The 25,083-nt window shown below is 41.5% G+C and carries 26 protein-coding genes and 1 pseudogene; 13 read left to right on the forward strand and 14 right to left on the reverse strand.

Going from position 1 to position 25,083, the window contains the following annotated elements; genetic code table 11:
* The first annotated feature begins 126 nt into the window (after window positions 1-126).
* Window positions 127-1,089: an alpha/beta hydrolase gene (locus tag DXA15_RS07445; RefSeq protein ID WP_128133631.1), complete on the forward strand. Its 963-nt coding sequence runs from the start codon at window positions 127-129 to the stop codon at window positions 1,087-1,089.
* 201 nt (window positions 1,090-1,290) lie between these two features.
* On the opposite strand, the gene DXA15_RS07450 is transcribed toward DXA15_RS07445, so the two are convergent.
* The 5 genes from DXA15_RS07450 to DXA15_RS07470 all read right to left on the reverse strand — a co-directional run bounded on the left by DXA15_RS07450 (window position 1,291) and on the right by DXA15_RS07470 (window position 4,882).
* Complete coding sequence (locus DXA15_RS07450; protein WP_128133632.1) at window positions 1,291-2,292, reverse strand: aldo/keto reductase; 1,002 nt, start codon at window positions 2,290-2,292, stop codon at window positions 1,291-1,293.
* 80 nt (window positions 2,293-2,372) lie between these two features.
* On the reverse strand, window positions 2,373-3,278 hold the full coding sequence (locus DXA15_RS07455; protein ID WP_128133633.1) for an AraC family transcriptional regulator: 906 nt from the start codon (window positions 3,276-3,278) through the stop codon (window positions 2,373-2,375).
* A gap of 49 nt (window positions 3,279-3,327) precedes the next feature.
* Window positions 3,328-3,729 (reverse strand): cupin domain-containing protein, encoded by a 402-nt coding sequence (locus DXA15_RS07460; RefSeq protein ID WP_233566966.1) that lies wholly within the window; start codon window positions 3,727-3,729, stop codon window positions 3,328-3,330.
* A gap of 45 nt (window positions 3,730-3,774) precedes the next feature.
* Entirely contained in the window at window positions 3,775-4,344 is a 570-nt protein-coding gene (locus DXA15_RS07465; protein WP_128133634.1) for a Crp/Fnr family transcriptional regulator, read from the reverse strand.
* 28 nt (window positions 4,345-4,372) lie between these two features.
* Entirely contained in the window at window positions 4,373-4,882 is a 510-nt protein-coding gene (locus DXA15_RS07470; RefSeq protein ID WP_128133635.1) for a nitroreductase family protein, read from the reverse strand.
* 133 nt (window positions 4,883-5,015) lie between these two features.
* Here DXA15_RS07470 and DXA15_RS07475 point away from each other — a divergent pair, with 133 nt between their 5' ends.
* Window positions 5,016-5,510, forward strand: coding sequence for a cupin domain-containing protein (locus DXA15_RS07475; RefSeq protein WP_128133636.1), 495 nt, complete (start codon window positions 5,016-5,018; stop codon window positions 5,508-5,510).
* Window positions 5,507-6,304: a LuxR C-terminal-related transcriptional regulator gene (locus DXA15_RS07480; RefSeq protein ID WP_199676256.1), complete on the forward strand. Its 798-nt coding sequence runs from the start codon at window positions 5,507-5,509 to the stop codon at window positions 6,302-6,304. Before DXA15_RS07475 ends, DXA15_RS07480 begins: the two co-directional genes overlap by 4 nt.
* On the opposite strand, the gene DXA15_RS07485 is transcribed toward DXA15_RS07480, so the two are convergent.
* A complete protein-coding gene (locus DXA15_RS07485; RefSeq protein WP_128133638.1) occupies window positions 6,276-6,860 on the reverse strand; it encodes a phosphoglycerate mutase family protein in 585 nt (194 codons plus the stop codon). The two genes, DXA15_RS07480 and DXA15_RS07485, sit on opposite strands and share 29 nt — an antisense overlap.
* 136 nt (window positions 6,861-6,996) lie before the next feature.
* Between DXA15_RS07485 and DXA15_RS07490 the strand changes: the two genes are divergently transcribed.
* A complete protein-coding gene (locus tag DXA15_RS07490; RefSeq protein ID WP_128133639.1) occupies window positions 6,997-9,072 on the forward strand; it encodes a UvrD-helicase domain-containing protein in 2,076 nt (691 codons plus the stop codon).
* Here the strand turns inward: DXA15_RS07490 and DXA15_RS07495 are convergent.
* The 3 genes from DXA15_RS07495 to DXA15_RS07505 form a co-directional block, all read right to left on the reverse strand.
* A complete protein-coding gene (locus DXA15_RS07495; protein WP_128133640.1) occupies window positions 9,059-9,478 on the reverse strand; it encodes a pyridoxamine 5'-phosphate oxidase family protein in 420 nt (139 codons plus the stop codon). The genes DXA15_RS07490 and DXA15_RS07495 overlap by 14 nt on opposite strands.
* Window positions 9,479-9,568: 90 nt before the next feature.
* Window positions 9,569-10,441 carry an AraC family transcriptional regulator gene (locus tag DXA15_RS07500; RefSeq protein ID WP_199676258.1) on the reverse strand — a complete coding sequence of 291 codons (873 nt, stop codon included), beginning with the start codon at window positions 10,439-10,441 and terminating at the stop codon, window positions 9,569-9,571.
* Window positions 10,442-10,451: 10 nt separating this feature from the next.
* Window positions 10,452-10,973, reverse strand: a complete 522-nt coding sequence (locus tag DXA15_RS07505; RefSeq protein ID WP_128133642.1) for an N-acetyltransferase — start codon at window positions 10,971-10,973, stop codon at window positions 10,452-10,454.
* A gap of 191 nt (window positions 10,974-11,164) precedes the next feature.
* On the opposite strand from DXA15_RS07505, the gene DXA15_RS07510 reads away from it, so the two are divergent.
* On the forward strand, window positions 11,165-12,178 hold the full coding sequence (locus DXA15_RS07510; protein WP_128133643.1) for a YhcG family protein: 1,014 nt from the start codon (window positions 11,165-11,167) through the stop codon (window positions 12,176-12,178).
* 33 nt (window positions 12,179-12,211) lie between these two features.
* Here DXA15_RS07510 and DXA15_RS07515 read toward each other — a convergent pair whose 3' ends face one another.
* Both DXA15_RS07515 and DXA15_RS07520 read right to left on the reverse strand, forming a co-directional pair.
* The gene (locus DXA15_RS07515; protein WP_233566967.1) at window positions 12,212-12,775 is read right to left on the reverse strand and encodes a glycine zipper family protein; all 564 of its coding nucleotides are present in this window, start codon (window positions 12,773-12,775) and stop codon (window positions 12,212-12,214) included.
* A 178-nt stretch (window positions 12,776-12,953) separates the two neighbouring features.
* A complete protein-coding gene (locus tag DXA15_RS07520; protein ID WP_128133644.1) occupies window positions 12,954-14,783 on the reverse strand; it encodes a DNA polymerase III subunit gamma/tau in 1,830 nt (609 codons plus the stop codon).
* Window positions 14,784-14,853: 70 nt separating this feature from the next.
* On the opposite strand from DXA15_RS07520, the gene DXA15_RS07525 reads away from it, so the two are divergent.
* Window positions 14,854-15,159, forward strand: a complete 306-nt coding sequence (locus DXA15_RS07525; protein ID WP_007653878.1) for a septum formation initiator family protein — start codon at window positions 14,854-14,856, stop codon at window positions 15,157-15,159.
* Window positions 15,159-15,488 (forward strand): hypothetical protein, encoded by a 330-nt coding sequence (locus tag DXA15_RS07530; RefSeq protein ID WP_128133645.1) that lies wholly within the window; start codon window positions 15,159-15,161, stop codon window positions 15,486-15,488. Before DXA15_RS07525 ends, DXA15_RS07530 begins: the two co-directional genes overlap by 1 nt.
* Window positions 15,489-15,709: 221 nt before the next feature.
* Here the strand turns inward: DXA15_RS07530 and DXA15_RS07535 are convergent, their stop codons facing one another.
* Complete coding sequence (locus DXA15_RS07535; protein WP_128133646.1) at window positions 15,710-16,315, reverse strand: OmpH family outer membrane protein; 606 nt, start codon at window positions 16,313-16,315, stop codon at window positions 15,710-15,712.
* 23 nt (window positions 16,316-16,338) lie between these two features.
* A complete protein-coding gene (locus DXA15_RS07540) occupies window positions 16,339-16,557 on the reverse strand; it encodes a hypothetical protein (protein WP_010800383.1) in 219 nt (72 codons plus the stop codon).
* Between the two features lie 147 nt (window positions 16,558-16,704).
* Between DXA15_RS07540 and DXA15_RS07545 the strand changes: the two genes are divergently transcribed.
* The 6 genes and pseudogenes from DXA15_RS07545 to DXA15_RS07565 all read left to right on the forward strand — a co-directional run bounded on the left by DXA15_RS07545 (window position 16,705) and on the right by DXA15_RS07565 (window position 24,472).
* Complete coding sequence (locus tag DXA15_RS07545) at window positions 16,705-18,177, forward strand: aminoacyl-histidine dipeptidase (RefSeq protein WP_128133647.1); 1,473 nt, start codon at window positions 16,705-16,707, stop codon at window positions 18,175-18,177.
* A 150-nt stretch (window positions 18,178-18,327) separates the two neighbouring features.
* Window positions 18,328-19,851: a NosD domain-containing protein gene (locus DXA15_RS07550; protein WP_128133648.1), complete on the forward strand. Its 1,524-nt coding sequence runs from the start codon at window positions 18,328-18,330 to the stop codon at window positions 19,849-19,851.
* 93 nt (window positions 19,852-19,944) lie between these two features.
* A pseudogene (locus DXA15_RS27545) lies at window positions 19,945-20,355 on the forward strand (endonuclease); the annotation flags it as partial.
* Window positions 20,343-20,903, forward strand: a complete 561-nt coding sequence (locus DXA15_RS27550; protein WP_255419931.1) for a hypothetical protein — start codon at window positions 20,343-20,345, stop codon at window positions 20,901-20,903. The pseudogene DXA15_RS27545 and the gene DXA15_RS27550, both read left to right, overlap by 13 nt.
* An 11-nt stretch (window positions 20,904-20,914) precedes the next feature.
* The gene (locus DXA15_RS07560; RefSeq protein ID WP_128133649.1) at window positions 20,915-22,600 is read left to right on the forward strand and encodes a M23 family metallopeptidase; all 1,686 of its coding nucleotides are present in this window, start codon (window positions 20,915-20,917) and stop codon (window positions 22,598-22,600) included.
* 123 nt (window positions 22,601-22,723) lie between these two features.
* Complete coding sequence (locus DXA15_RS07565) at window positions 22,724-24,472, forward strand: phospho-sugar mutase (protein ID WP_128133650.1); 1,749 nt, start codon at window positions 22,724-22,726, stop codon at window positions 24,470-24,472.
* Between the two features lie 85 nt (window positions 24,473-24,557).
* Here the strand turns inward: DXA15_RS07565 and DXA15_RS07570 are convergent, their stop codons facing one another.
* Window positions 24,558-25,040 (reverse strand): cytidine deaminase, encoded by a 483-nt coding sequence (locus DXA15_RS07570; RefSeq protein ID WP_128133651.1) that lies wholly within the window; start codon window positions 25,038-25,040, stop codon window positions 24,558-24,560.
* Window positions 25,041-25,083 lie beyond the last annotated feature (43 nt).

Below are 25,083 nucleotides of genomic sequence, written 5' to 3' on the forward strand. Positions count from 1 at the left end.
TGTAAAGATAGAAAAATGAAGTATGAAAGCATTGGAATCTCACTTGAACCTAGATATTAGTTTATAATGTATGATTTTAATATAATTCTTATATCTTTGTTGTTGAATATTTGAAACTAATCTACCATGAAAAAATGTATTTTATTTTTATTCGTTGCCACCCTTCTATTCTCGTGTTCCAAACCTAAAACACCCTTAAAGAAAGGAGAGATAGAGAAGCAAAGCTATATCTTTTCTATCAAAGGGACAGATACCTTGCGGCTTGACAAATATGATATTCCTTCCCAAAGGATAGATAAACCCTGTGTACTTTTCGTCTTTGGCGGAGGTTTTGTAGGAGGTTCCCGGACGTATGAAGCAAATATTGATTATTTTGAGAAGTTGGCCGAAAAAGGATATGTTGTCATCGGCATCGATTATCGTTTAGGATTGAAAGATGTTAAGAACAAAGATATATCCGGGCCCGATGAGATTACCGGATTATTGATACATGCGATTCATATAGCTGTCGAAGATTTGTTCGACGCCACCAATTTTGTATACAATCATGCTGCCGAATGGGGAATTGATAAGAATAAGATTATAGCCAATGGGTCGAGTGCCGGGGCCGTAACCGTATTACAGGGAGAATATATGATAAGCCATAAAGCCGAACTGACAAAACGATTGCCAGAGGGCTTTCGCTATGGAGGCATTATTGCTTTCGCCGGCGCTATTGCTAGTGAAAACGGCGACTTGACCTGGCCGGTAAAACCGGCTCCTATCCAGCTTTTCCATGGAGATGCCGATAAGAATGTCCCTTTTGATAAGGCTGTATATGGAAATGCGGGATTGTATGGTTCGAAATATATTGCTAAACAATTAGACGAGATGCAGGCGCCCTATTTCTTTTTTGAAGTAGAAAATGTGGCACATGAAATGGCCGAGTCGCCTATGAAAAATAATCTGGACGAGATTACGACCTTTATAGAGAAGTATGTCGTAAAGCAAAAGCAATTTATCATCAACACCAAAGAAGAGATGATAGGGAGTCCTGAATTGAAGAAGGACTTCGACTTTATGGATTACATCCAAACCAACTATCAGTAATAGGTTATGCTCCTCCGCGAGCAGTTCCTTTATAATTGGTTTGTTCCTAAGAGAAGTTCTCTTTCTTGAATCAGCTCGTGCCCTTGTAATGAGATTATCAAATACAATTTCCGAGAGATTTCATCTTTGAGGAGTTTGGAAATTACGTTTTGTCGGTATCCGAAGAAGGCATCCTTTTCAGACACCTTCTAAACGTACAGGCTATTTATTTACAAATTCAAAATCATACTTATTGTATCTATCTCCAATATTAGGGTATTTCTGTACAAGTTGCTTTATCTCTGTCATATCCTCTTCCGACAACTCGATATTAGCAGCCTGTACATTTTTTTCTAAATATTTCATACGTTTCGTACCTGGTATGGGTACAATATTTTCACCTTGCGCTAATAACCAAGCCAAAGCAAGCTGAGCAGGAGTAATGTTTTTACTTTTCGCAATAGTTGCCAGTCCGGTAGCTAAATTGCGGTTATTCTCCCAATGTTCACTATTATAACGAGGTAAATGCTTTCGAAAATCATTTTCTCCTAAAGCATTAACATCAATGGTATTAGTGACCAATCCTCTGCCTAGTGGAGAAAACGGAACTAGAGTTATTCCCAATTCTTTAGTTAAGGGTAGCATCTCTTTTTCCACATCACGGGTTAATAAGGAATACTCACTTTCAACGGCTGATATAGGATGAACAGCATAAGCTCTCCGCAATGATTCGGATGAACATTCGCTTAATCCTAAATAACGCACTTTCCCCTCTCTCACCAGTTCAGCCATAGCACCAACGGTTTCTTCAACTGGTATTGCCGGGTCTATCCGATGTGCATAGTATAAGTCTATGGCTTCAATATTCAACCTTTTCAAACTGCTTTCTACTGCTTGTCTCATATATTTAGGAGAAGCATCCACATAACTCTCGCCACCGGTAAACACACTGCCTTGATTATTACGTAAACGGAAACCGAATTTCGTTGCAATAAAAATCTGATTTCTTCTTTCAGCCAATACCTTAGATAGTAATCGCTCATTAGCACCATTGCCATACACATCAGCTGTATCCCAAAAGTTGACACCAAGCTCCAATGCACGGTACAATGTTTTGATGCTTTCTTTTTCATCGGCTACTCCATACGCAGCACTCATCCCCATGCAACCTAATCCGATAGCGGACAGATTCTCTCCTGTTTTACCTAATTTTCTGTACTTCATAATTCATATTTCTAGTCGGTACAAAATTAGGGAGAGGCATTCTGATTGAATGATACAATTCAAAGCATCATTTGCACAAATCAAATAATTGCCTGTTCTCTGATTTCACTAGGGGATTTACCGGTATGCTTACGATAAAATTTACTGAAATAAGAGACCGTTTCGAATCCCAAACTATACGCTATTTCTGATATAGAAAGATTACTGTGTAACAAATATTGCGTACATTCTTTGGTAATTCTTTCCGCAATCATCTCAGAGGTTGTTTTTCCTGTCGTATCTTTAACTACTTTATTTAAATGATTAATATGCACAGACAGGCGGTTTGCATAATCGGCAGGAGTACGTAAATTTAATATCGCGTGCGGATAATCAACCGGGAATTGCCTGTCTAACAATTCTATGAATAATTCAGTAATACGCTGTGAAGCATTCGGGAACGACTCATACTGATTGAAATCTTGCATTTTCAAGGCTGTATGTATCAACAAATGAAGGTAGCATCGCAACACATCAGACTTATTTACATAGTCGGATTGGTTTTCTTCCTGCATCTGCATGTATATATCCAGTACTTTATCAACTTGTGTATCATCCAAAAAGAAAACTTTATCTCCTGTTATTTTAAACAATGGAGTATTGGCTAACGAACCGTTTTTTTCTTCCGACTGCACAAACTGTTCATTGAAAATGCAAAACATTCCTTTCTGTTCTTCGCTGATTGATTCCCAAGCATAAGGAACCAAAGGATTGGAAAACAACAATGCAGGCCGGTTTACCAAAATCCATTTATCTGCATAATATAGTTTTCCCACACCTATAATCAATGTAATTTTATAAAACTCCCTATAACTGAATTGCACTGTTCCAAAATTACATTGCCGGGAGAAAATATTAAAATAGGGTTTCTCCTTAGAATAGGTAGCATCCGGTTGAGAGGTACGAAGCTGTATCCTTTTATAGAATTGCGAAATACTTTCAGGCATAATAACGAGTATTTATTGCAAAATAAACAATTATTATTCAATGGACAGCTTACTTTGCAGGTAATAACACTATTAAATCCTCACACTCTTCGATTAAATAGTATGCAATGAAAACTAAAGATTCAGAATCTGATGCATTATCAAAATGCAGTATCGGCTTATTCTTAGGTTCGTAAAATGCTTCCCCACCTGTTAGCAATTGAGGTTTTTCTCCTTCAACCTGGAACAATAAAGTACCTGAAACAACATGCCCCACAACTGAGCAAGGATGTAAATGATACTCAGCCTTTCCACTTTGCGGAATAACGACTCTTTTAATTTCGACTTTTGATAAACCTTGCTTTTCCTTCAATTGAATAGAAAGAAGATTGGTTCTTGCTACGTTATTCTTTTCCATACTTGTGCAACAATTTAAAATGATTAATACAATGAATACTGCTATCTTATTCATGATAGATTTGTTTGCTGCAAAGATAGGACAGAGCAAGAGCTTATTTCATTGACCTATGTTAAGAGATTTAAGACGGCTCAAGGATTCAGGTTTTATTCCAAGATATGATGCTATATGATATTGTGATACATGTTGTTCTATATTAGGATAAGTTTGTAGAAGTAATTTATATCTGTCTAAAGCGTTATCCATAAACAATGATGTCTCTTTCCTGCATTTTTTAATAAAGAGAGTGTCTGCTATATATTTTCCCAATTTATACCACTCATTCGAGGCTTGTAGTAATTGGTCATAATTAGTTTTAGATAAACAATATATAACCGAGTCTTCCAATGCCTGTATGCTTCCTACACTTGCCTCTTTAGTTAGAAAACTTCTATAAGATGTGATAAATGAACCTTCAAAATAAAAGTCACTGATATAATCGTCTCCTTCCTTTTCTATGTAAGAGCGTAAAACTCCCGATTCCACAAAGCCTATAAATCTACAGATTTGTCCCTGATGCAATAAATAGTCTTTCCGCTTCAAAAAAACTTTATCGCATGTATCTATCAGCCTTCCATATAAATCGGACGATAGACCAACTTCGTTGATTAGAAAGTTCTCTAATATCATATTTTATCTATGCCGCAACGCCCCCCATTTAATACACCGTTACTATTTCCCCCCTCTCCTTTCGAGTTGAGAAACGTTCGGGTTGTTCTGCGATATATCCCAATGGTATAATCGCTACCGGATATTTTTCAGCAGGCAATTGAAAGTTCGTTCTAAGTAAGTCCAAATCAAAGTTACAAACCCAGCAACTACCTAACCCCATTTCTGTAGCAGCAAGACAGATATGTTCTGTTGCAATGGCAGCGTCGATGTCTGCATGATTTTTATTATCAGACTTCCGTACCCAGGCTTCCGATTTATCAGCATATACCACGATATAGACTGGTGCTTTTGCAAACCATTCTCTATTATAACATTGCTGTATCTTCTTTTTCTGTTCTTCACTGATTACGACCATGAAATGCCACGGCTGATAATTTACCGCAGAAGGAGCTAACCGGGCACATTCAATAATATAATCTATCTTATCCTGTTCGACCTTATCCGACTTATAATTTCTCGCTGAAAAGCGTTTCTTTGTTAGTTCTAAAAAGTCCATACCTTCGCTGTTTTTAATATTTGGAGTAAAATATCTGTAAAATTACGCTTTACAAACTATATTTGCTATATGAATAGAGAAAATTTGTAATAACTTCACCCTTTTAAAAACAAAATCACTAAAAGACAAAATCATGGCTACAATTTTAAAATCAAACGACAGAAACTTTCAGGAAAATCCGAACAGGATTGAGCCTTTCAAATTATTCACAGACATCTCCAGAATCCAAAAAGGAGTGGAACCGGAAAATTTAAATTTCGACTTGCGGCAACTGAATCCCGGACAATACTGCTCTGCGTACCATTTCCACCGATATGCAGAAGAATTATTCTTAATAATCTCCGGTTCTGCCACCCTAAGAACACCCAAAGGGTTAGAAGCCGTAAGCAGCGGCGATTTGATTTTTTTTGAAAAAGGTGAAACCGGAGCACATCAATTATACAATCACACGACAGAACCCTGTGTATACCTTGATATAAGGACATTTATCGGACACGACATTTGCGAATATCCGGATTCCGATAAAATATATCTTGTTCCGTCAGGTGAGATATTCAATAAATCCGCCCAATCCGCTTATTTTGACGGAGAAGAAAATCCCCAGGAGAAATGGAGGGAACTTCAATGAAGCCAGACAATATCACCCGCGAAGAATTATGGGCCAGACAAAACCTATCAGCTACCGGCATCGATTACGCCGTTTGGGAACGCGATAAAACCATGCTCCTGCAAATGGCGAAAATAAATCGTACCTGCACCTTCGTTGTCGATGTCTACAAATGCAGATATGCTTTCGCATCTTCTAACTTTTCCGACTTGCTGGGATATGACAACCATAAAATTGCCACTCTCGAAAAACAGGGCGACTATCTGGAATCACGTATCCATCCGGACGACCGCCAGCAACTGGAGGCTTTCCAAATCCTGTTGGGAGAATTCATTTACAGCCTCCCTGCCGCAGAACGAAATAATTATTGCAATATTTACAGTTTCCGTGTCCGCAACATCCGTCAACAATACGTACGTGTCATCAGTAAACATCAGGTAATGGAACAGGACGCAGCAGGAAAAGCATGGCTTATATTAGGGAATCTGGACATTTCACCCAACCAGGAAGAAACAAACGGAGTAGATTGTACCGTCCTCAACCTCAGAAACGGAGAGATGTTCTCCCCTTCCCTCCCGCCCCGTCAGCAACCGGTTCTCACTCCGCGGGAAACGGAGATATTACATCTTATTCAGGAAGGATTGCTAAGTAAGGAAATCGCTCATAAACTATGCATCAGTATCCACACGGTGAATATCCACCGTCAGAACCTGTTACACAAATTAGGGGTCCAAAACTCTATCGAAGCTATAAATGCCGGATTGGAATCTGGACTGTTAAACCGGCTTACGGCATCCACTCCACCACACCGGTAACCGGATATTGTTTTCTCCACTCCTCAAATTCGGCATAACTCCGCACACCGTCACGGATAACAGCCTGATAATACTCCACTCCCATGACCTTTTCCGTTTCGGGTGTTTCAAATTTCAGTTGCAGGATAGTCCGTCTTGTTTCATCCGTCAGAACAGCAGCGATTCGCTTGGCTACCTTTTCAAAATAACCGTCATATCGGGAACCTTTCCGGATATGAATCATATCTATCTGCCAAAGTTCGCCCTCCGGTTCCTGAAACCAGGCATGCCACTCCACGCACTCCTCAACCGTATGTAACAAGTTCGCACACTCTATTTTTTTGACAGACGGATTCTCCGCAATTTTTGCCATCGCCCGGAAACTGTCTGATAATTCCAATGGAGAGGTGTAAATATGAAAATCAATATCCCGGTGCGTCATCAGTAACCCCATACTTAAAGAACCAACCAGATTGATTTCAGCCCCTACGCTTTCCCAGGCGGGGATAACGCCGCTGTCCTCCACTATTTTCCAGGCCCGCTGCTGATTCAGCCGTGCTATATCGAGAATATCCATTTTTGTATTTTTAATGTGCACGCAAAAGTATGAAAAAGGCCGGAGATATAGTTATAAATCACTATTTAATAGCCGGGCCGGTTCATGTAACTTTGCCCGTCCTTTTCAATCATTTTAATATAACAACAAGGCAGCTATGGCATTCAACGAAACAGAAAAACAGGAAAAAGAATATTTACAAAAGATACTCAGTATCATACACGCTACGATTAACAATACCGACAAATCAGTTAAAGACCATGTAGACACCCTGCAAGAATACAAGGATTATTTATGGTCTAACAAAGACATAGACCCGCACGAGATTCGTTCCATGCGCGAAAGTATCCTGAACCATTTCGCATTGGGAGAAAACGTCATCGATAAACGCAAACGGTTAGCCCGGATTCTCGAAATTCCCTATTTCGGACGGATAGATTTCAAAGAAAAGAAAGATGGCAGCCAAACCACACCTGTTTATATTGGAATACACACATTCTACGACTCCATAAGCAGGACCAATCTGATATACGACTGGAGAGCCCCGGTCTCAAGCATGTTTTACGACCATGAACTGGGTGAAGCCTCCTACACCTCCCCGACCGGCGAAATCTACGGCAAAATATCTCTCAAACGCCAGTACCGCATCCGTAAAGGCCGGATGGAACATATGATTGAAAGTTCCCTCACCGTCCATGACGACATTCTACAGAAAGAACTCAGTGCCAATGCCGACGACAAAATGAAGAATATCGTAACGACTATCCAGCGTGAGCAGAACCAAATTATCCGTAACGAAGAAGCTCCCGTACTTATCATACAGGGAGTAGCCGGTTCCGGTAAAACCTCCATTGCCTTGCATCGTATCGCTTATCTGCTTTACACCCTGAAAGGAAATATTTCTTCCAGGGATATTCTGATTATATCCCCCAATAAAGTCTTTGCCGATTACATATCCAACGTACTACCCGAGCTCGGAGAAGAGATAGTTCCTGAAACCAGCATGGAACAAATCCTTTCGGAATTACTCAAAAATAAATATAAATACCGGAATTTCTTCGACCAGGTAACCGAATTGCTGGAAAAACCATCCCGGGATTTTATCGAACGAATACAATACAAGGCATCGTTCGATTTCATTTCCCTGTTGGACAAATTCATCCTCCACATGGAAAACAATTATTTCAAGGCTACAGATGTCCAGTTCACCAGACATATCACCATCCCCGCCGGCTTCATCGAGGAACAGTTCAAACGATTCAACCGTTATCCGATGCGACAACGGTTTGAGACAATGACCGATTACATACTGGATATGATGAAAATCCAATACAACATATCCGTAACCACGTCAGAAAAGAACCTACTGAAAAAAGAGATAAAAAAGATGTTCGGCGGAAACAACGATCTTCAGGTATATAAAGACTTTTTCAAATGGACCGGGAAACCTGAAATGTTTAAACTGCGCAAAGGCCATATCCTTGAATATGCAGACCTTGCCCCGTTGGCCTACCTGCACATGTCGTTGGACGGAAACACGACATATTCCCATATCAAACATCTCCTGATAGACGAAATGCAGGACTATTCGCCCATTCAATTTAAAGTAATTCAAAAACTTTATCCCTGCCGGAAAACTATTCTCGGCGATGCATGCCAATCGGTAAACCCCTACGGTTCATCGACAGCCGAAATGATTCGCAAAGCATTTGCAGCAGGAGAGGTCATGAAATTATGCAAAAGTTATCGTTCGACCATCGAAATAACCGGCTTTGCCCAAAAGATACGCTCTAATGACGAACTGATACCGGTTGTACGTCATGGCAAAAAGCCGGAAATTCTCCGGTTCGGAAATGCTGAAGAAGAAATATCCGCCATCGTTCATTTGGTTTCTGTATTCAGAGAATCAAAATACAATTCATTGGGAATCGTATGCAAAACTGAATTACAGGCAAAAGAAATGGCAGAAAAACTTCAAAAACAAATCGAAGACATATATTTCCTGTCCAGTCAAAGTTCCGCTTTCATAAACGGTACCATCGTCACATCTTCCCATATGGCTAAAGGGCTGGAGTTTGATGAAGTAATCGTCCCCCAAACCAATAAGACAAATTACTATTCGGAAATCGATAAAAGCATGCTTTATGTGGCAGTAACCCGAGCGATGCATCAATTGACAGTGACATATTCAGGGGAACAAAGTGAATTTATCCGTACGGCTACTCAACACTAAAATCCTCGGATTTGAACCCACTATAATATCTTCCCGAAAAAGCGGTGAATTTCAACACACAATAATCCGGGTCGGTAACACCTTCTTTATAATACATTGTATCTCCCGGCAACCAGATTAATTCTTTGCTTGCCGGGTCAGTCAGGACTTCGATTGTTCCTTTCAGCATCACGCCTTTGAAAAAGCGCCGGTCGCAAAAGTAAATACAGGAACGGTCATTCTCCCTGAACTGAGCCACACGCATGGAAGATGTATTGGTAGTAAAATAAAATGTACGGATTCCTTCCCGTTTACGAGGTTGAAGCATTGCTTTGATATTAGGGAAACCTTCCTCATCAACCGAACCAAGGAATGAAACTGTCTGTTTGTCAACGATATTACCTATCGTCTTTTCCGGATCTCTCATAATTAAACTGTTATTCGTTTATAATAAGGGCAAAAATAGAGTATGAAGCTATCCCGGAAGCAACAGTAAACAGGGAGAAAATGTCACTTTTTACGGTTTGTGCATTTTTCTGTATGCCAATGGAGTTTGTCCGGCATGTTGACGGAATGAACGGATAAAATAAGATACAGTATCATAGGTCAGCCGGGCAGCTATTTCCGAGACGGGTAAATCAGTATAGGTCAGCATCCTTTTGGCCTCTCCCATCACTTTGTTTTGAATATATTGTTTGGCACTGACCTGCATGGAGGCCGTAATCATTTCATTCAGGTAATTCGGCGTAATACATAATTGATCAGCATAATAGCTGACTGCACGATGTTCTTTAAAAGACTTGTCGACCCAACGGATAAAGTTAGTAAGATGAAGGCTACGCCCCTTCACTATATCCGTTTTCCCTTCTTCCTCTTTGTATCCCCTGTCAAGGAGCATAAGAACCTCATAAAGCAGTGCCCTCAACACATGGTCACCATTCCTGGAGGACAGACCGATCTCATCCCTAATATTACATATCTGTTGGAAGATACGATCGGAAACTGATTCCGAAAGATGTATTTTTGCCGCAGTTTTATCAGGTTCAAAATAACTGAGATGCTGAACGAACCGCTCATCTTTGAAAAAAGAGGAAAGAAACTCTTCCTCGAAAATAAGTGCATACCCATTTATAATATGGTCTTTATCCCAATTACGTATCTCCCCCGGCTTTGAAAAAATCACATCACCAGGACAGACGTCATACTGTTGGTTATCAATCGAAAAAGAGCCTGACCCTTCGGTGACAAAAGTAATGTCATAGTAAGTCAGCGTATGCACCGGATTGATATCCAGAAACTTCTTGATGTTTTTCAGTTCGACAACATCCACCAGTAACTCACTACCATACTTGTGCTTATAAAATGTATAGCGGGGTATTGACTTTTTCATCAGACAACCGTTATAAAACCAATTCATAAAGTTGGAACCATTTCAAATGCTCATAAGGCAGTCCCAGATCAACAGTCCCCATGTATTGATAACCGAGTTTTTTATAAAGGCAAATGGCTGGTGTATTATCGACAGACACATCCAACCGGATCGATTTCATCCGGTGACTAACCGCATATTGTTTAGCAAACTCCATCAATCGGGTCGCCACATCCTGTTTCAAAAATGAAGGATGTACAACCAACGTCCGGATCACCAGAATGTCAGCATAATCCGCCTCAACCAGCCAGCAAACCTGGTTGTAAGCCTCTTCCGGCTCATGACTCAAAATAATACTCCCGGCAATAGCTCCATTTTCAATGGCAACAAACAGGCTTTTCTCATCAATCCCCTGCATGGCCGTCTCCCTGACAGGATATATATGTTTTATCCATCCCGGATAGTTTACCGTGGAAGACAGATAGTCATTCAACCCGTCATAAAGAGCCTCCAGTTCATCAAGATGACGCGTTGAGCCTTGTTCTATAATCATTATCTGATGTTTTCTTATAAAATGATACTTATTCTTATCATAATTCTTTTTTGCAAATATACTTATTAATTAAATTGATATGAAAATACTAAAAGAGTTTGCTTTATTGATTTTTAAATCGGACATTTGTATTATACCTAAAATTTGGGAATCGCCTATAAACAAGACTAACAACCAAAAAATTACGTAACATGGAAAAGAATCATCTAGCACCTTCTTCCGGTAATGAAGAATTATATATCCTCATCAGGAAAGTCCTTAATGAGGCCAAACAGAATATATCACGCACAGTAAATTCTACAATGGTACATGCATATTGGCAAGTCGGTAAATATATTGTAGAATATGAACAACAAGGAAAAGAACGAGCTGAATACGGCAAAGGTGTTATTAATGAACTTTCAAACAAGTTGGTAGATGAATTTGGGAATGGGTTTACTATCACTAATTTAAAGTATATGCGCCAACTATACTTAATATTTCCAATTGGTCACGCAGTGCGTGACCAATTGAGTTGGACCCACTATCGTTCACTACTTAAAGTAGCAAATAAAGAAGCTCGAAATTTTTATATTGAAGAATGCATTAAAGAAAATTGGAGTTCAAGACAACTTGACCGACAAATCAACACTCTATTTTATGAACGCCTTTTATCCAGTCATGATAAAAGGACAGTCAAAGAAGAAATAAAAAAGACTTCCTCCAAAACATTAGAGCCAAAAGAGATAATCAGAGATCCTTATATATTGGAATTTCTGGGTATTCCGCAAGGTGAACATTTTTTAGAAAGCGATCTTGAACAGATGCTAATAAGCAAGTTACAATTATTCCTATTGGAAATGGGTAAAGGATTTTCCTTTGTTGCCCGACAAAAAAGAATCAGTTTCGACAACAAGCATTTTTACATCGATCTGGTTTTCTATAATTACCTGGCCCGATGCTTCGTCCTTATTGATTTGAAAACTGACGAACTAACTCATCAAGATTTAGGACAGATGCAAATGTACGTCAATTACTACACAAGAGAAATGATGAACCCGGATGACAATCCTCCCATCGGAATCGTTCTCTGTGCAGATAAAAATGATACTGTTGTAAAATACACTTTACCGGAAAATAATTCGCAAATATTTGCTTCTAAATACATGACTTATCTGCCGACCGAAGAAGAACTACGAAAAGAGTTCATAAAGCTAAATCAGTAAAACAAACTTAATAAAAATCACTTAAAAGCATACCTAATATCTTCCGGCAGGCAATGTAAAAGTCTCTTTATCCGTCAGATAACCGTCTGAAGATTTCAGGCGGACAGACAGCACTATTTCTCCGGCTTTCAATTTGGGAGAAGCATGCAAGGTGACAGTATAACTGACTCTTTTATGCGGCGGTAATTGACGGATAACAAGAGGTTTTGAAAGTTTCACATATTTGCCTCCCTGTTCAACCTTGATAACAGGCTCAATATTGTAGGCCGTTTGCCTGCCTTCATTCGATAAGATAAACGAGATACGGCAACTTTCTCCTGCATCTACGATCTGATTGTTATTCCGGTCTTCCAGATAAATATCCTCAATAACCAGATAGGGGACCTGATACTCTCTGGCACTCGCAGTATTCCTGTCACGTTGGTTTTGAGAGGAAGCGGCAGCCGCACCCAGAACTGTTCCTCCGACCGATCCCACAAACGAACCGATCGCTTCTCCGCGATATCCTCCGGCCGCATGACCGATCACTGCACCGGTAACCGTACCTGCCAACATGCCGACCTGCGAACCCACTATCGTACGCGATGTCGGATCCATTGTCGCACAACCTGTGCCAATCACAGTATCATCAGAAACAGGAGCCAATTCTTCATTCTCATATCAACATTTTTTATTTATCCGCTAAAATACAAATATTTAGCGGATAAAGGCTGATCAAAAACGTTATAATATTCGTCCAAACAGAAAACCGTCCTTGTTTCATCCGTTGAAAGAATTAATCCAGTGTCAGATTGAACTCATCTTTCAGTTTTCCCAGAACGGGATTTACGGTCAATAAATGTTCAAACTTCTCGGTTGCCGTATAGGCTAAATGCTTTTCGTTCGTTTCGATAATCCGGACACGCATCTGAATACGGGTATTTCCTAGTTGCGTACGCAAATAATTCAATAAATCCACACAACCATTACTCAATTCATCCTGCTGACCAGGATTATGCACACCTACTTCAAAGAAATAGTTTTCCTGCAAAACAGGCTTGCAGTTGATCATCGTATTCTTCAGATAAACTTTCTTATCGATAACTCCGCTTGTCGCATAAGCATCCCAACAACGTACCAGGTCTTCTTCTGTGAAATGGTTGACCATCTCCTGTACTGTCCGGTTTTCCTGCTGCCCCATCTGGTTCTTCGGTTTTTCCACACCGATTTCCTTCAGTGACGTACCCAAATGTTGCGGACGGGAAGGACGTTTAGGAGGAGTTGCAGCAGGAGGCTGCGGAATAACTGTTGCCGAAGAAGGCATATTTGAAGTCACTACACGACCATTGTTATTACCCGTATCAGCCGGTTGCTGTGAAGCCGGCGAACCGGGATAATTGGATGGTTGAACTGGCTGACGGACAGGTTGCCCCTGCGGCGAAGCCTGTGTGCCCTGAGAAACAGGCTGTCCAGGAGCACCGGATGCGATCGGTTCAATTACTCCTTTTTTTTTATCGTCGGCCGTCTGCCCTGCATTACTCAGCTGGCAAAGCTGGATAAGCGTCAGTTCCAACAGCAAACGTTTGTTACGGCTGGCACGATAATTCAGATCACAGGTATTAGCCAGTTCGATCGCCTTAAAAAGCAACTGATCCGGACAGCGTTTTGCCATCTCTTTATATCTTTCGCGGATCGAGGCTCCGACTTCAAACAAAATCAGAGTTGCCTCATCCTTACAAACCAGCAAATCACGGAAATGGGCGGCCAACCCGGTAATGATATTCTGCCCGTCAAATCCTTTGCTCAATATTTCATTCAGGATCAGGATAGACGAACGTACATTTCCTGCCAGGATTGCGTCCGTAAGACGGAAATAATATTCGTAATCGAGTACATTCAGATTGTCGATGACAGCCTGATAAGTAATATTGCCATTGGTAAAACTAACTACCTGGTCGAAAATAGACAGAGCATCACGCATACCGCCATCAGCTTTCTGGGCAATTACGTTCAATGCTTCCGGCTCAGCAGTCACATTTTCCTGAGAGGCGACATATTCCAGATGTTCCACCATATCGGCAATCGAGATGCGGGAGAAATCATATATCTGGCAACGCGACAGAATAGTCGGAAGTACTTTATGCTTCTCGGTAGTCGCTAAAATAAACAGAGCATGATGCGGCGGCTCCTCCAACGTTTTCAGGAAGGCGTTGAATGCAGCCGAACTCAGCATATGAACCTCATCGATGATGAATACCTTATATTTTCCGATTGCAGGCGGGATACGCACCTGGTCAATCAACGAACGGATATCGTCGACCGAGTTGTTGGATGCAGCATCCAGTTCATGAATATTATAGGAACGCTGTTCATTGAAAGCCTGGCATGATTCACACTCGTTACAAGCCTCGCCGTCTGCTGCCGGATTCAGGCAGTTTATTGTCTTCGCAAAGATTCGTGCACACGAAGTCTTCCCGACACCACGCGGTCCGCAGAAAAGGTAGGCATGTGCAAGTTTGTTACTTTGTATTGCATTTTTTAGTGTAGTGGTAAGAGACTTCTGCCCTACAACACTACGGAAGGTAGACGGGCGATATTTTCTTGCCGATACAATATAATTGTCCATTCTTTGCTTTTTTATTAACAACACAAAGATATACAAAATAATTCATTTACCTTTGCAAAAACGAAGTTCCATGTCACGCATAAAAGACTTTTACAACAAGTATCTATCCAGGATAAATGCCTATTGGCTGGTTATCATCGGATTTCTGATCCTCACTTTTACGGTGGGCGACAGCAATTTGTATAAGCGGTATACGTACGACGAAAAGATCCGCAGCCTGGAAAGAGAGATCAAACATTATCAGAAAGAGATCGAGATAAACAGTAAGAAACTGAACGATCTTCGTACCGACAAAGAAGGTTTGGAACGCTTCGCCCGTGAAGAATATTTCATGAAGAAGCCGAACGAAGACGTCTATATCATCAAAAAGAAATAATGAATCAAAAAGCAAGAACAATCATTTTCAGTATGGCCGGTTTACTGATACTGGCCGGGGCAGTCCTTTTCCTTACCAAATGGTTTCTGGCACCTTACCTGTTTGCCGTCGGAGCTGCCGGAATGGCTGTATGTTTCCTGACGCTCCCTACTAAAGATATGGAGTTTCGCGAACGCAGGTTGCACCGTTTTAACATAATAGCCTCTGTCCTGATGATCTGTGCCTCCGGGTTGATGTTCAAAGATATGAAAGAGTGGATTATCTGCCTGACAATTGCAGCCGTACTATTACTCTACTCATCATTCGTTTCCGGAAAGCAACAAAAATAATCCTATCAATTTTCCCCACCCTATTTTATTATGTGGGGACTTTTCCCCTTCTATATGGGGAAATACCCCCATTGCAGTGGGGAAACACCCCCATTAGAGTGGGGAAATACTCCCATTGCAATGGGGTTTATTCTCTGCATAACAATAAATAAAACGGTATGATACAAAAAAAAGCTGTTACATTTAATGCAACAGCTTTTTGTATATCGTTTTGATACTACTTATTTTCCGCTGGAATAACTCTTATTCAACAAGTCGATCAACTCTTTTGTGATATCGTAAGCATCACCGGCTAACAAAATATTATCTTCTGCGGTGTTACTGAAAATTACCTGATATCCTTTTTCTTTATTATATACTTTCAATTTTGAAACCACTGTATCACGAAGTTGTTCGTTCAGCTTCTGCCGTTCCATTAACAAATCCTGTGACAATTTAGCATCCAAGTCTTTCAGTTCCTGTTCTTTCTTCATCAGACGTTCCTGCTCCTGTTGAGCTCTTTCACGAGTTAGGAATGCATTATTTTCTGCTTTACGATAGAATTCCTGAACTTCATTCTGCAATGCACGTGCCTGCTGTGTTACATTAGCACGCGAATTTTCTTCTTTTTTCAGGAGCTGTTCATTCAGATCCTTGAAATAATTATAATTAAGCAAAAGCGAATCTACATTGACATAGGCTATAGGAAGCAGGTTTGTTGTATCACCTTCTCCGGATGCAAATGTTTTTGTTACTGTCGATTCTTTCTTGTCGGAAAATTGCATTATGAACAATATCACGACAGCCACCGCGAGCACACCATTAATTACGTAGTTAATGTTCTTCATAAAGTGTAAATTAAATCCTTATTTTATTCTTCTATTTCTTTTACTCTATCATATAGATTCTTTTGCTTCTTCTGTTCGCGGTCTTGCGTCTTGGCACAATGGATGCCTTTTTTACTCAGTGCTCTGTTACCTCCGACATGCGTATTCGGGAACCTTCCCCCCTTCTTGAATATCACTTTTACAGCAAGTAACACAACACAAATAACAAGAATTATGACCGTTAATAATATCGTTGTAAGCATTTTCTCTATATTTGTGGACGCAAATATAAGAGTTTAAGTGATTATAAAGTATCTTTTTGGTATTTAATTCTACTTTTTTTCATACATAACTCCTGAAACGATCGCATTATTAACTATATAGTAACAACTATAATATATTGTAACATTATGAAGATTACTGACTTAAAGCCTGAAATCGTCTGGAAGTTTTTCCACCAGGTAACACAAGTGCCCCGCCCTTCAAAGAAGGAAGGCAAAATGATCCAGTATTTGGAATCGTTCGCAAAAGAGTATAAAATCGCCATAAAGAAAGATGCAGCCGGAAACATCCTGATGTCGAAACCTGCAACACCCGGATATGAAAAGCTGCCGGTTGTTATCCTTCAGTCGCACATGGATATGGTTTGCGAGAAAAACAACGGAACAGTTCACGATTTCGACAACGACCCGATCGAAACAATTGTAGACGGAGACTGGCTGCGTGCTAACGGAACAACTCTGGGAGCCGACAATGGTATCGGTGTTGCCGCCGAACTGGCTATCCTGGCTTCCAACGATATCGAACACGGACCAATCGAATGCTTGTTTACTGTTGACGAAGAAACTGGCCTGACCGGAGCAAAAGCACTTGAAAAAGGCTTCATGACCGGAGATATCCTGTTGAACCTCGACAGCGAAGACGAAGGTGAAATCTTTATGGGTTGCGCCGGAGGAAAAGATACACAGGCCGTGTTCCATTGCGAACAACGCCCAACCAACCCCAATATGCTATATTTCAAAATTGATGTAAAAGGATTGAACGGCGGACATTCAGGCGGTGAAATACATAAGGGATTGGGTAATGCCAACAAAATCCTGGTTCGTTTCCTGTATTTATTGAACAATGAAGCTGACTTCACTTTGTGTTCGATTGAAGGTGGTAATCTGCGCAATGCGATAGCCCGTGAAGCGCATGCAGTCATCGGACTTTATTCAGAAGATAAAGAACAGGTTCGTGTACTGCTCAATAACTATACGGCGGATATCGAAAACGAACTGAAACATATCGATCCTAACGTACAGATCACCATGGAATCGACCGACCGTCCGGAATTATGCCTGTCTAATTTCGATATGGAAAAGGTAATCTGGGCTTTGCATGCCTGTCCTCATGGCGTTATCGGCATGAGCCATGACATCGAAGGATTGGTTGAAACTTCTACCAACCTGGCTTCCGTAAAAATGAGACATGAAGCCGAAACGGAACAATTGATGATCACTGTCGGAACCAGCCAGCGCAGCTCCATCGAATCATGCAAAAACATGATTGCCAACCAGGTAGCCTCCGTATTTAAACTGGCCGGAGCGATTGTTACCCACGGTGACGGTTATCCGGGATGGGCTCCTAATCCGGATTCCAAAATCCTGAAAGTCGCACAGGATACATATAAACGTTTATTCAATAAGGACGCCAAGATCATGGCTATCCATGCCGGACTGGAATGCGGACTGTTCCTCGAAAAATATCCTAATCTGGATATGATTTCTTTCGGACCGACTTTAAGAGATGTTCACTCTCCGAACGAACGGATCGAAATTAAGACCGTCGGTTTGTGGTGGGCTCATCTTTTAGAATTATTAAAAAGCGTACCGGCAAAATAAAATTAAATATTCTGCGTTATAAGAAGAGGATTAACACTTTAATCGTGTTTTTCCTCTTTTTTTATGTTAATGCCTGAAAACATTCTTTATAAATCGTTTGTTTATAAAGAAACAAGAACACAAAGGCATACATTTTAACATTTAGAGAAAATGAAAAGAATTACAGCGCCGTTGCTTATAATATGTACACTTTTACTCAACCTGTTGGCTGGATGCGACGGGCTGGACGAAAATTATTCGACCAATCCGAATCACCGGTTGAGTTTCTCGACAGATACCTTATCATTCGATACTGTCTTTACCACGATAGGCTCAGCCACTAAACAATTCATGGTTTACAACAAAAACAGTGAACCGCTGAATATAGAGAGAATCATACAAGCTTCGCCTGCTACCAGCGGATTCCGTATCAACGTGGACGGACGAAAAGGTGACAATTTCGACAATATCAGAATTGCAGCCAAAGACAGCATGTATATATTTGTGGAAGTCACTGTCAATCCGAATGGAAAAGACCAACCGTTATTAATCCAGGATTCAATAGTGTTCACCTACAACAGCGTGAAACAAACAGTTTTACTGGAGGCATGCGGACAGGATGTCATGCTGATAAAAGGCGGACAGACATTGAGTGAAGACACCAAGCTGACAGCCGAACGTCCTTATCTGATATACGACAGCCTGATGATAGACAAAGGTGTGACAGTTAATATCGAAGAAGGCACCACTTTCTATATGCACGACAAAGCAAAGATCATCGTTGACGGAACAATCGTTGCGAACGGAACCATGGATAAACCGATAGTCTTCCGCGGTGACCGTCTCGACTTCATTTTGAACGACGTGCTCCCGTACGACCGTACACCGGGACAATGGGAAGGAATTGTATTCAACAGTGAAAGTTTTGACAACGTATTTAATAATGTAATAGTAAAAAACGGAAACAATGGTATAACCTGTAAAGCATCCGACCCGGAAAAGTCGAAATTGAAGATCAGCAATTCGCAGATCACTAATATGGACGGAAGCGGATTAAGAGCTGTCAATTGTAACATAGAAGCAGCAAACAGTGAATTTACAAATGCAACAGCAGATGTTATGGTCTTAGCCGGAGGAAAATACAACTTCACACATTGTACAATAGTGAACTACATGTCATTAAAATCGCGCCATTCACTATCACAGGACGGTGAGAGCAGCCAGACATTACGCATATTGGATAATTTCAAAGTTAATGACATAGGCCCATATCCCTTGCTAGAAGCTAATTTTGACAATTGCATAATCGACGGAAGCTATAAAGCCAGCAACAATCTGAAAGAAGGAGAATTGCAAATCGTATCCGATGAGAAATACATTTTACGTAGTAGCAGTTCCAATTATCTGTTCAATCATTGTGTCATAAAATTACAGAAGATTTCAAATGATAATTTCAAAAATGTTATTTTCATTACTGAAAACGATGAAAATAAAATGGAGTACCGGATGACCGGCGGAGAAAAGAACAAATATATGTACGATTTCCGTCCGGATAAAGAAACAACTCCCGGCGTAGGTAAAGCCGATTTGTTTGTTTCCCAGAAATATCCGGTCGATCGTAACGGCGTCAACCGACTGACAAACAACGGGCCGGATATAGGTGCTTATGAATTTGTTCCTAAAGAAGAAGAATAAAAACAATTAAATATGACCAGAACCTTAGCTATATTAATTTGCGTTCTCGCCTTTCTCTCCCATCCGATAAACGCCCAGCCCGGATTCAGGGTTATGAGTTACAATGTAGAGAACCTGTTCGACACCGAAGACAATCCGGACAAGAACGATAATGACTTCCTCCCATCAGGTAATCATCATTGGACACGCGGACGATATTACCATAAACTTCAGCAAATAGCCAAAGTGATCAGCGCCGCAGGTGAATGGGATACTCCCGCCCTAATCGGCCTCTGTGAAGTGGAAAACGATTCCGTCCTGATCCATTTGCTGAACCGGACACCTTTGAAACAACAACAATACCGGTACTGTATGACACACGGTTCAGATACAAGGGGAATAAATTCTGCCCTTCTTTATCAACGAACTCAATTCGGATATATCAGCCATAAAGAGCACCCGGTACTCTTCACCCATAAAACACATAAACAGACACGTAACATTCTCCATGTATGGGGAAAAATAATAACCTCCGACACATTAGATGTATTCGTCTGTCATCTTCCTTCGCGCTACGGAGGAGAAAAGGAAAGCGAAGCCGACCGTTTCGATGCTGCCCGTACATTAAGGTATCTGTGCGACTCCTTGCTACAAATCCGGAAAACGCCTCAACTCCTGATCATGGAGATTTTAACGACACACCGGAAAACGCCAGTATCACACAAATACTGTCTGCCGGAAAAATCTCCGAAAATCCGGAATCCGACAAACTCTACAACCTTTTTGCCGATCCCCATGTCCTGAACAATCCCGGAACCCACAAGTATCAGGGAGAATGGAATCAGCTGGATCATATCGTCGTATCCGGCAATCTGATCGATAAAAACTCCCTCATGCATGTTGTTCCCGGAAGCAATCGAATATTCATGCCTCCCTTCCTGCTCACGGATGATAAGACCTGGCACGGCAAACGACCTTTCCGCACCTATTATGGTTTTAAATATGAGGGTGGTTACAGCGATCATCTACCTCTCATTACCGACTTTTTACTATCTTTGCCTAACAAAGATTGAATAAAACAGACATGCAGATACACCATATACTGGCAGGGATTATCCTCCTCGCCGGAACTACAAGTAACATAGCCGAAGCCCAGCAACTTCGCAAACCGATGGATATTCCGGTCTTGCTAAGCGGGAATTTCGGAGAACTGAGAAGCAATCATTTCCACTCGGGAATAGATTTCAAAACACAAGGTGTCGAAGGGAAACCGATCCACTCCGTGCAGGACGGCTATGTCTCACGCATTTCGGTAAGTCCCTGGGGATATGGCAACGGCCTGTATATCACACATCCGGACGGCACGACTACGGTTTACGGTCATCTTCAGAAATTCTCTCAAAAGATCACCGCTTATCTCAAAGAAAAACAATACGAACAGGAAAGTTTCAATGTAAACCTGAGCCTCGCTCCGGATGAACTTCCTGTTAAAGAAGGCGAACTCGTCGCGCTGAGCGGAAACACGGGAAGCTCTGGCGGTCCGCACCTCCATTTCGAAGTGCGCGACACAGAGACGGAAGAGCCGATGGACCCGATAGAATACTACAAAGATTTAATAAAAGATACGCAGGCTCCCAAGATACAGGGAATCATGGTCTATTCAATGCCAGGAAAGGGCGTTGTGAACGGAAGCCGCCGGAAACTGGAACTAAAACCGGTCACAGCCAAGAACGGAAAACAAACACTGACCGGAAAGATTGAAGCCTGGGGAGAAATCGGGCTGGCTGTAAAAGGATACGATTACATGGATAACACCTCCAATATTTATGGTATCAAAGACATCACACTGACGGCAGACAGCCAGGTTATTTTTCATAGCAACCTGGATCGTTTCGCTTTCGATGAGACACGCTATTTGAATAGTTTCACTGACTTTGAAGAATGGAAAGAACACCGTTCGTTCTATATCAAAAGTTTTGTCGACCCGGGAAACCGGCTTCGTTTCATCGAAAGCCTTAACCGCGGGATCCTGACTATCAACGAACCCCGCACCTATCACCTGACTTACAAACTGGCAGACGCTTTCGGCAACACGACCCAGCTTTCTATCCGGATCGAAGGTAAAGAACAACCGATCCCGGAAATCGACACGGAAAACGCCGAATTATTCCATTGGTGGAGCGACAACCGTTTCGGAGCCAAAGGAATCCGCCTGACAATCCCGAAAGGAAATCTTTACGACGACTTATATTTCCGCTATTCCGTCAAAGAAGACAGCGCTGCGCTGGGTGCCACACATATATTACACAACAAACCGGTCGCTTTCCACAAATCAGCCAAATTATCCCTCCGGTTACAAACAGACACACTGGATAACAAACAGCAATACGGTATTGTCCGACTGCAAAACGGACGCCGGTCATGGACCGGAGGTGTCTACCGCAACGGCTGGGTCGATGCCGATATAAAAGAAATGGGAAGCTACACGCTTGGTCAAGACCTTGTCCCGCCGACCATTACACCTCTCAATCCGGCAACATGGGTTAGCCAGCAAGCCATCACACTCAGACTGTCGGACAACCTGAGCGGCGTACAAACATACCGGGGTGAAATCGACGGTCAATATGTTTTATTTGAAATGAATAGTAAGTCCGTCATTACCTACCACTTCGATAAAGAGCGGCTGGCAAGAGGGAAACACACGCTGAAACTGATCGTAACAGATGCCTGTGGAAATCAATCCACTTATACTTATCCGTTTACGTGGTAAAAAATAACTTTTTCTTTTTTCTTGAAAATAAGGCTGCGAGCCATTGTTTACAACAATTAATTTGTATCTTTGTTTTCTCATAAATTAGGAAATAACACATATATAAATGCAAGATATTTGGGTATGGAAAACAACGAACTGCTAGAAATGGTAAGAAGTAAAGCGCAAAGCTGGCTTACCAAAAGTTATGATGCCGAAACAAAAGCAAAAGTTCAGGAATTATTAGACAGCGAAGATCCGACCGAACTGATCGAATCTTTCTACAAAGACCTTGAATTTGGTACAGGAGGTTTAAGAGGTATCATGGGTGTAGGAACCAACCGTATGAATATTTATACTGTCGGTGCTGCTACACAGGGTTTGTCAAATTATCTGAAAAAGGAATTTGCCAATCTGGATCAGATCAAAGTTGTTATCGGCCATGATTGCCGTAACAATAGCCGCAAGTTTGCCGAAATCTCGGCAGATATCTTCTCTGCTAACGGTATAAAAGTGTACCTGTTCGAAGACCTTCGCCCGACACCGGAAATGTCTTTTGCTATCCGTAAACTGGGATGCCAGAGCGGTATCATCCTGACAGCTTCACATAACCCGAAAGAATACAACGGTTACAAGGCTTACTGGGACGACGGTGCACAGATGATCGCTCCGCACGACCGTAACACGATCGCCGAAGTAAACAAGATCCGCAATGCCAGCGACATCAAGTTCAAAGGCAATAAAGACCTGATTGAAATCATCGGTTCTGAAATCGACAATTTGTATATCGACGCTTTGACAACTATTTCCCTTTCTCCGGAAGCAATCAAACGTCACCATGACATGAAGATCGTTTACACTCCGATCCACGGAACCGGTGTAAAGATCGTTCCGGATACATTGAAAGCATTCGGATTCACTAATATCATCCATGTTCCGGAACAGGATGTTGTAAGCGGCGACTTCCCGACGGTTATCTCTCCGAATCCGGAAGAACCGGCAGCGTTGGCTATGGCTGTTGAGAAAGCGAAAGAAACAGATGCCGAACTGGTAATGGCTTCCGACCCGGATGCTGACCGCGTTGGTGCAGCTGTTAAGAACAATGAAGGCGAATGGGTATTGCTGAACGGTAACCAGACAGCTTTGATGTTCGTTTATTACCTGATTACCCGCTGGAAAGAATTAGGCAAGGTAAACGGCAAAGAATATATCGTAAAAACAATCGTTACAACCGAGCTGATCCGTACGATCGCTGAACGCAACGGTGTTGAAATATACGACGTTTACACCGGTTTTAAATGGATCGCCGATGTAATGAAGAAAAACGAAGGAAAGAAAAACTACATCGGTGGCGGTGAAGAAAGCTACGGATTCCTTTGCGAAGACTTCGTTCGCGATAAAGATGCTGTTTCCGCATGTGCTATCCTGGCAGAAATCGCAGCATGGGCAAAAGATCAGGGTATCACCATGTACCAGTTGTTGCAGAACATCTATGTACAATATGGTTTCTCTAAAGAAAAAGGTATCTCTGTTGTGAAAAAAGGCAAGAGTGGTGCAGAAGAAATCGAAGCGATGATGAAGAACTTCCGCGAAAACCCGTTACAGGAAATCGCCGGTTCCAAAGTTTCGTTATTCTATGATTACGCTTCACTGAAAGGTTACAGCTACAACGATAACGAAACGATCACACTGGATATGCCGACAACTTCCAACGTACTGCAATACTTTACTGAAGACAATACGAAAATATCTATCCGTCCTTCAGGAACAGAGCCGAAGATTAAATTCTACTGCGAAGTTCATTCAAAAGTAAAAAGCCTGGAAGATTTACCGGAAGCAAACAAAGCAGCCGAAGAAAAGATCAACCAGATCAAAGCATCTTTGGGTATCTGATCAGATAGTTAAATAAAAAAAGCGGGACAAGAGGTTTGACTTCTTGTCCCGCTTTTTTTACTACCTACATTCAGAACTTATCGTATTATTCCAATTTCAAATCTTCTTTCCCAAAACAAAGCGGTAAAAGCGATACCGCATTTGGAGCAACCATCACATCTTTTGTTCCGCAAAGCAACACTTTCACAGGCTTACCATATCGTTGTTCTGTTTCCAACAGTACCTGCCGGCAAGCACCGCAAGGCGAAATACTTTCCACCTGCTTCCCTCCTGTTGCCGCAGCAATCGCCAGGGCAACTACCGGAATATCGGGATACTGATGTCCGGCTTGGAACAAAGTAACCCGCTCCGCACATAAACCGGATGGGTAAGCCGCATTCTCCTGGTTACTTCCCGTCACAATTGTCCCGTCAGCCAGTAACGCTGCCGCCCCGACATGGAATTTTGAATAAGGGGCATACGATTGTTCCGTTGCCTTCAAAGCCGCATGAACCAAAGGCTGTTCCTCATCCGGAACTTCATTCAGCGAATAAACCGTTATTTTTGTTTCCAGTTTGATTTCTTTCATAAGATTGAGATTAGATAAACAAAGATAGTAAATTTGTATCTTT

This window comes from Parabacteroides sp. AM58-2XD (assembly GCF_003463685.1).
Taxonomy (GTDB): Bacteria; Bacteroidota; Bacteroidia; order Bacteroidales; family Tannerellaceae; genus Parabacteroides; species Parabacteroides segnis.

Coding starts and splice junctions, on each gene's coding strand:
- DXA15_RS07445 (WP_128133631.1), top strand. CDS start 127: ATGAAAAAATGTATTTTATTTTTATTCGTTGCCACCCTTCTATTCTCG.
- DXA15_RS07450 (WP_128133632.1), bottom strand. CDS start 2,292: ATGAAGTACAGAAAATTAGGTAAAACAGGAGAGAATCTGTCCGCTATC.
- DXA15_RS07455 (WP_128133633.1), bottom strand. CDS start 3,278: ATGCCTGAAAGTATTTCGCAATTCTATAAAAGGATACAGCTTCGTACC.
- DXA15_RS07460 (WP_233566966.1), bottom strand. CDS start 3,729: ATGAATAAGATAGCAGTATTCATTGTATTAATCATTTTAAATTGTTGC.
- DXA15_RS07465 (WP_128133634.1), bottom strand. CDS start 4,344: ATGATATTAGAGAACTTTCTAATCAACGAAGTTGGTCTATCGTCCGAT.
- DXA15_RS07470 (WP_128133635.1), bottom strand. CDS start 4,882: ATGGACTTTTTAGAACTAACAAAGAAACGCTTTTCAGCGAGAAATTAT.
- DXA15_RS07475 (WP_128133636.1), top strand. CDS start 5,016: ATGGCTACAATTTTAAAATCAAACGACAGAAACTTTCAGGAAAATCCG.
- DXA15_RS07480 (WP_199676256.1), top strand. CDS start 5,507: ATGAAGCCAGACAATATCACCCGCGAAGAATTATGGGCCAGACAAAAC.
- DXA15_RS07485 (WP_128133638.1), bottom strand. CDS start 6,860: ATGGATATTCTCGATATAGCACGGCTGAATCAGCAGCGGGCCTGGAAA.
- DXA15_RS07490 (WP_128133639.1), top strand. CDS start 6,997: ATGGCATTCAACGAAACAGAAAAACAGGAAAAAGAATATTTACAAAAG.
- DXA15_RS07495 (WP_128133640.1), bottom strand. CDS start 9,478: ATGAGAGATCCGGAAAAGACGATAGGTAATATCGTTGACAAACAGACA.
- DXA15_RS07500 (WP_199676258.1), bottom strand. CDS start 10,441: ATGAAAAAGTCAATACCCCGCTATACATTTTATAAGCACAAGTATGGT.
- DXA15_RS07505 (WP_128133642.1), bottom strand. CDS start 10,973: ATGATTATAGAACAAGGCTCAACGCGTCATCTTGATGAACTGGAGGCT.
- DXA15_RS07510 (WP_128133643.1), top strand. CDS start 11,165: ATGGAAAAGAATCATCTAGCACCTTCTTCCGGTAATGAAGAATTATAT.
- DXA15_RS07515 (WP_233566967.1), bottom strand. CDS start 12,775: ATGGATCCGACATCGCGTACGATAGTGGGTTCGCAGGTCGGCATGTTG.
- DXA15_RS07520 (WP_128133644.1), bottom strand. CDS start 14,783: ATGGACAATTATATTGTATCGGCAAGAAAATATCGCCCGTCTACCTTC.
- DXA15_RS07525 (WP_007653878.1), top strand. CDS start 14,854: ATGTCACGCATAAAAGACTTTTACAACAAGTATCTATCCAGGATAAAT.
- DXA15_RS07530 (WP_128133645.1), top strand. CDS start 15,159: ATGAATCAAAAAGCAAGAACAATCATTTTCAGTATGGCCGGTTTACTG.
- DXA15_RS07535 (WP_128133646.1), bottom strand. CDS start 16,315: ATGAAGAACATTAACTACGTAATTAATGGTGTGCTCGCGGTGGCTGTC.
- DXA15_RS07540 (WP_010800383.1), bottom strand. CDS start 16,557: ATGCTTACAACGATATTATTAACGGTCATAATTCTTGTTATTTGTGTT.
- DXA15_RS07545 (WP_128133647.1), top strand. CDS start 16,705: ATGAAGATTACTGACTTAAAGCCTGAAATCGTCTGGAAGTTTTTCCAC.
- DXA15_RS07550 (WP_128133648.1), top strand. CDS start 18,328: ATGAAAAGAATTACAGCGCCGTTGCTTATAATATGTACACTTTTACTC.
- DXA15_RS27550 (WP_255419931.1), top strand. CDS start 20,343: ATGGGGAAAAATAATAACCTCCGACACATTAGATGTATTCGTCTGTCA.
- DXA15_RS07560 (WP_128133649.1), top strand. CDS start 20,915: ATGCAGATACACCATATACTGGCAGGGATTATCCTCCTCGCCGGAACT.
- DXA15_RS07565 (WP_128133650.1), top strand. CDS start 22,724: ATGGAAAACAACGAACTGCTAGAAATGGTAAGAAGTAAAGCGCAAAGC.
- DXA15_RS07570 (WP_128133651.1), bottom strand. CDS start 25,040: ATGAAAGAAATCAAACTGGAAACAAAAATAACGGTTTATTCGCTGAAT.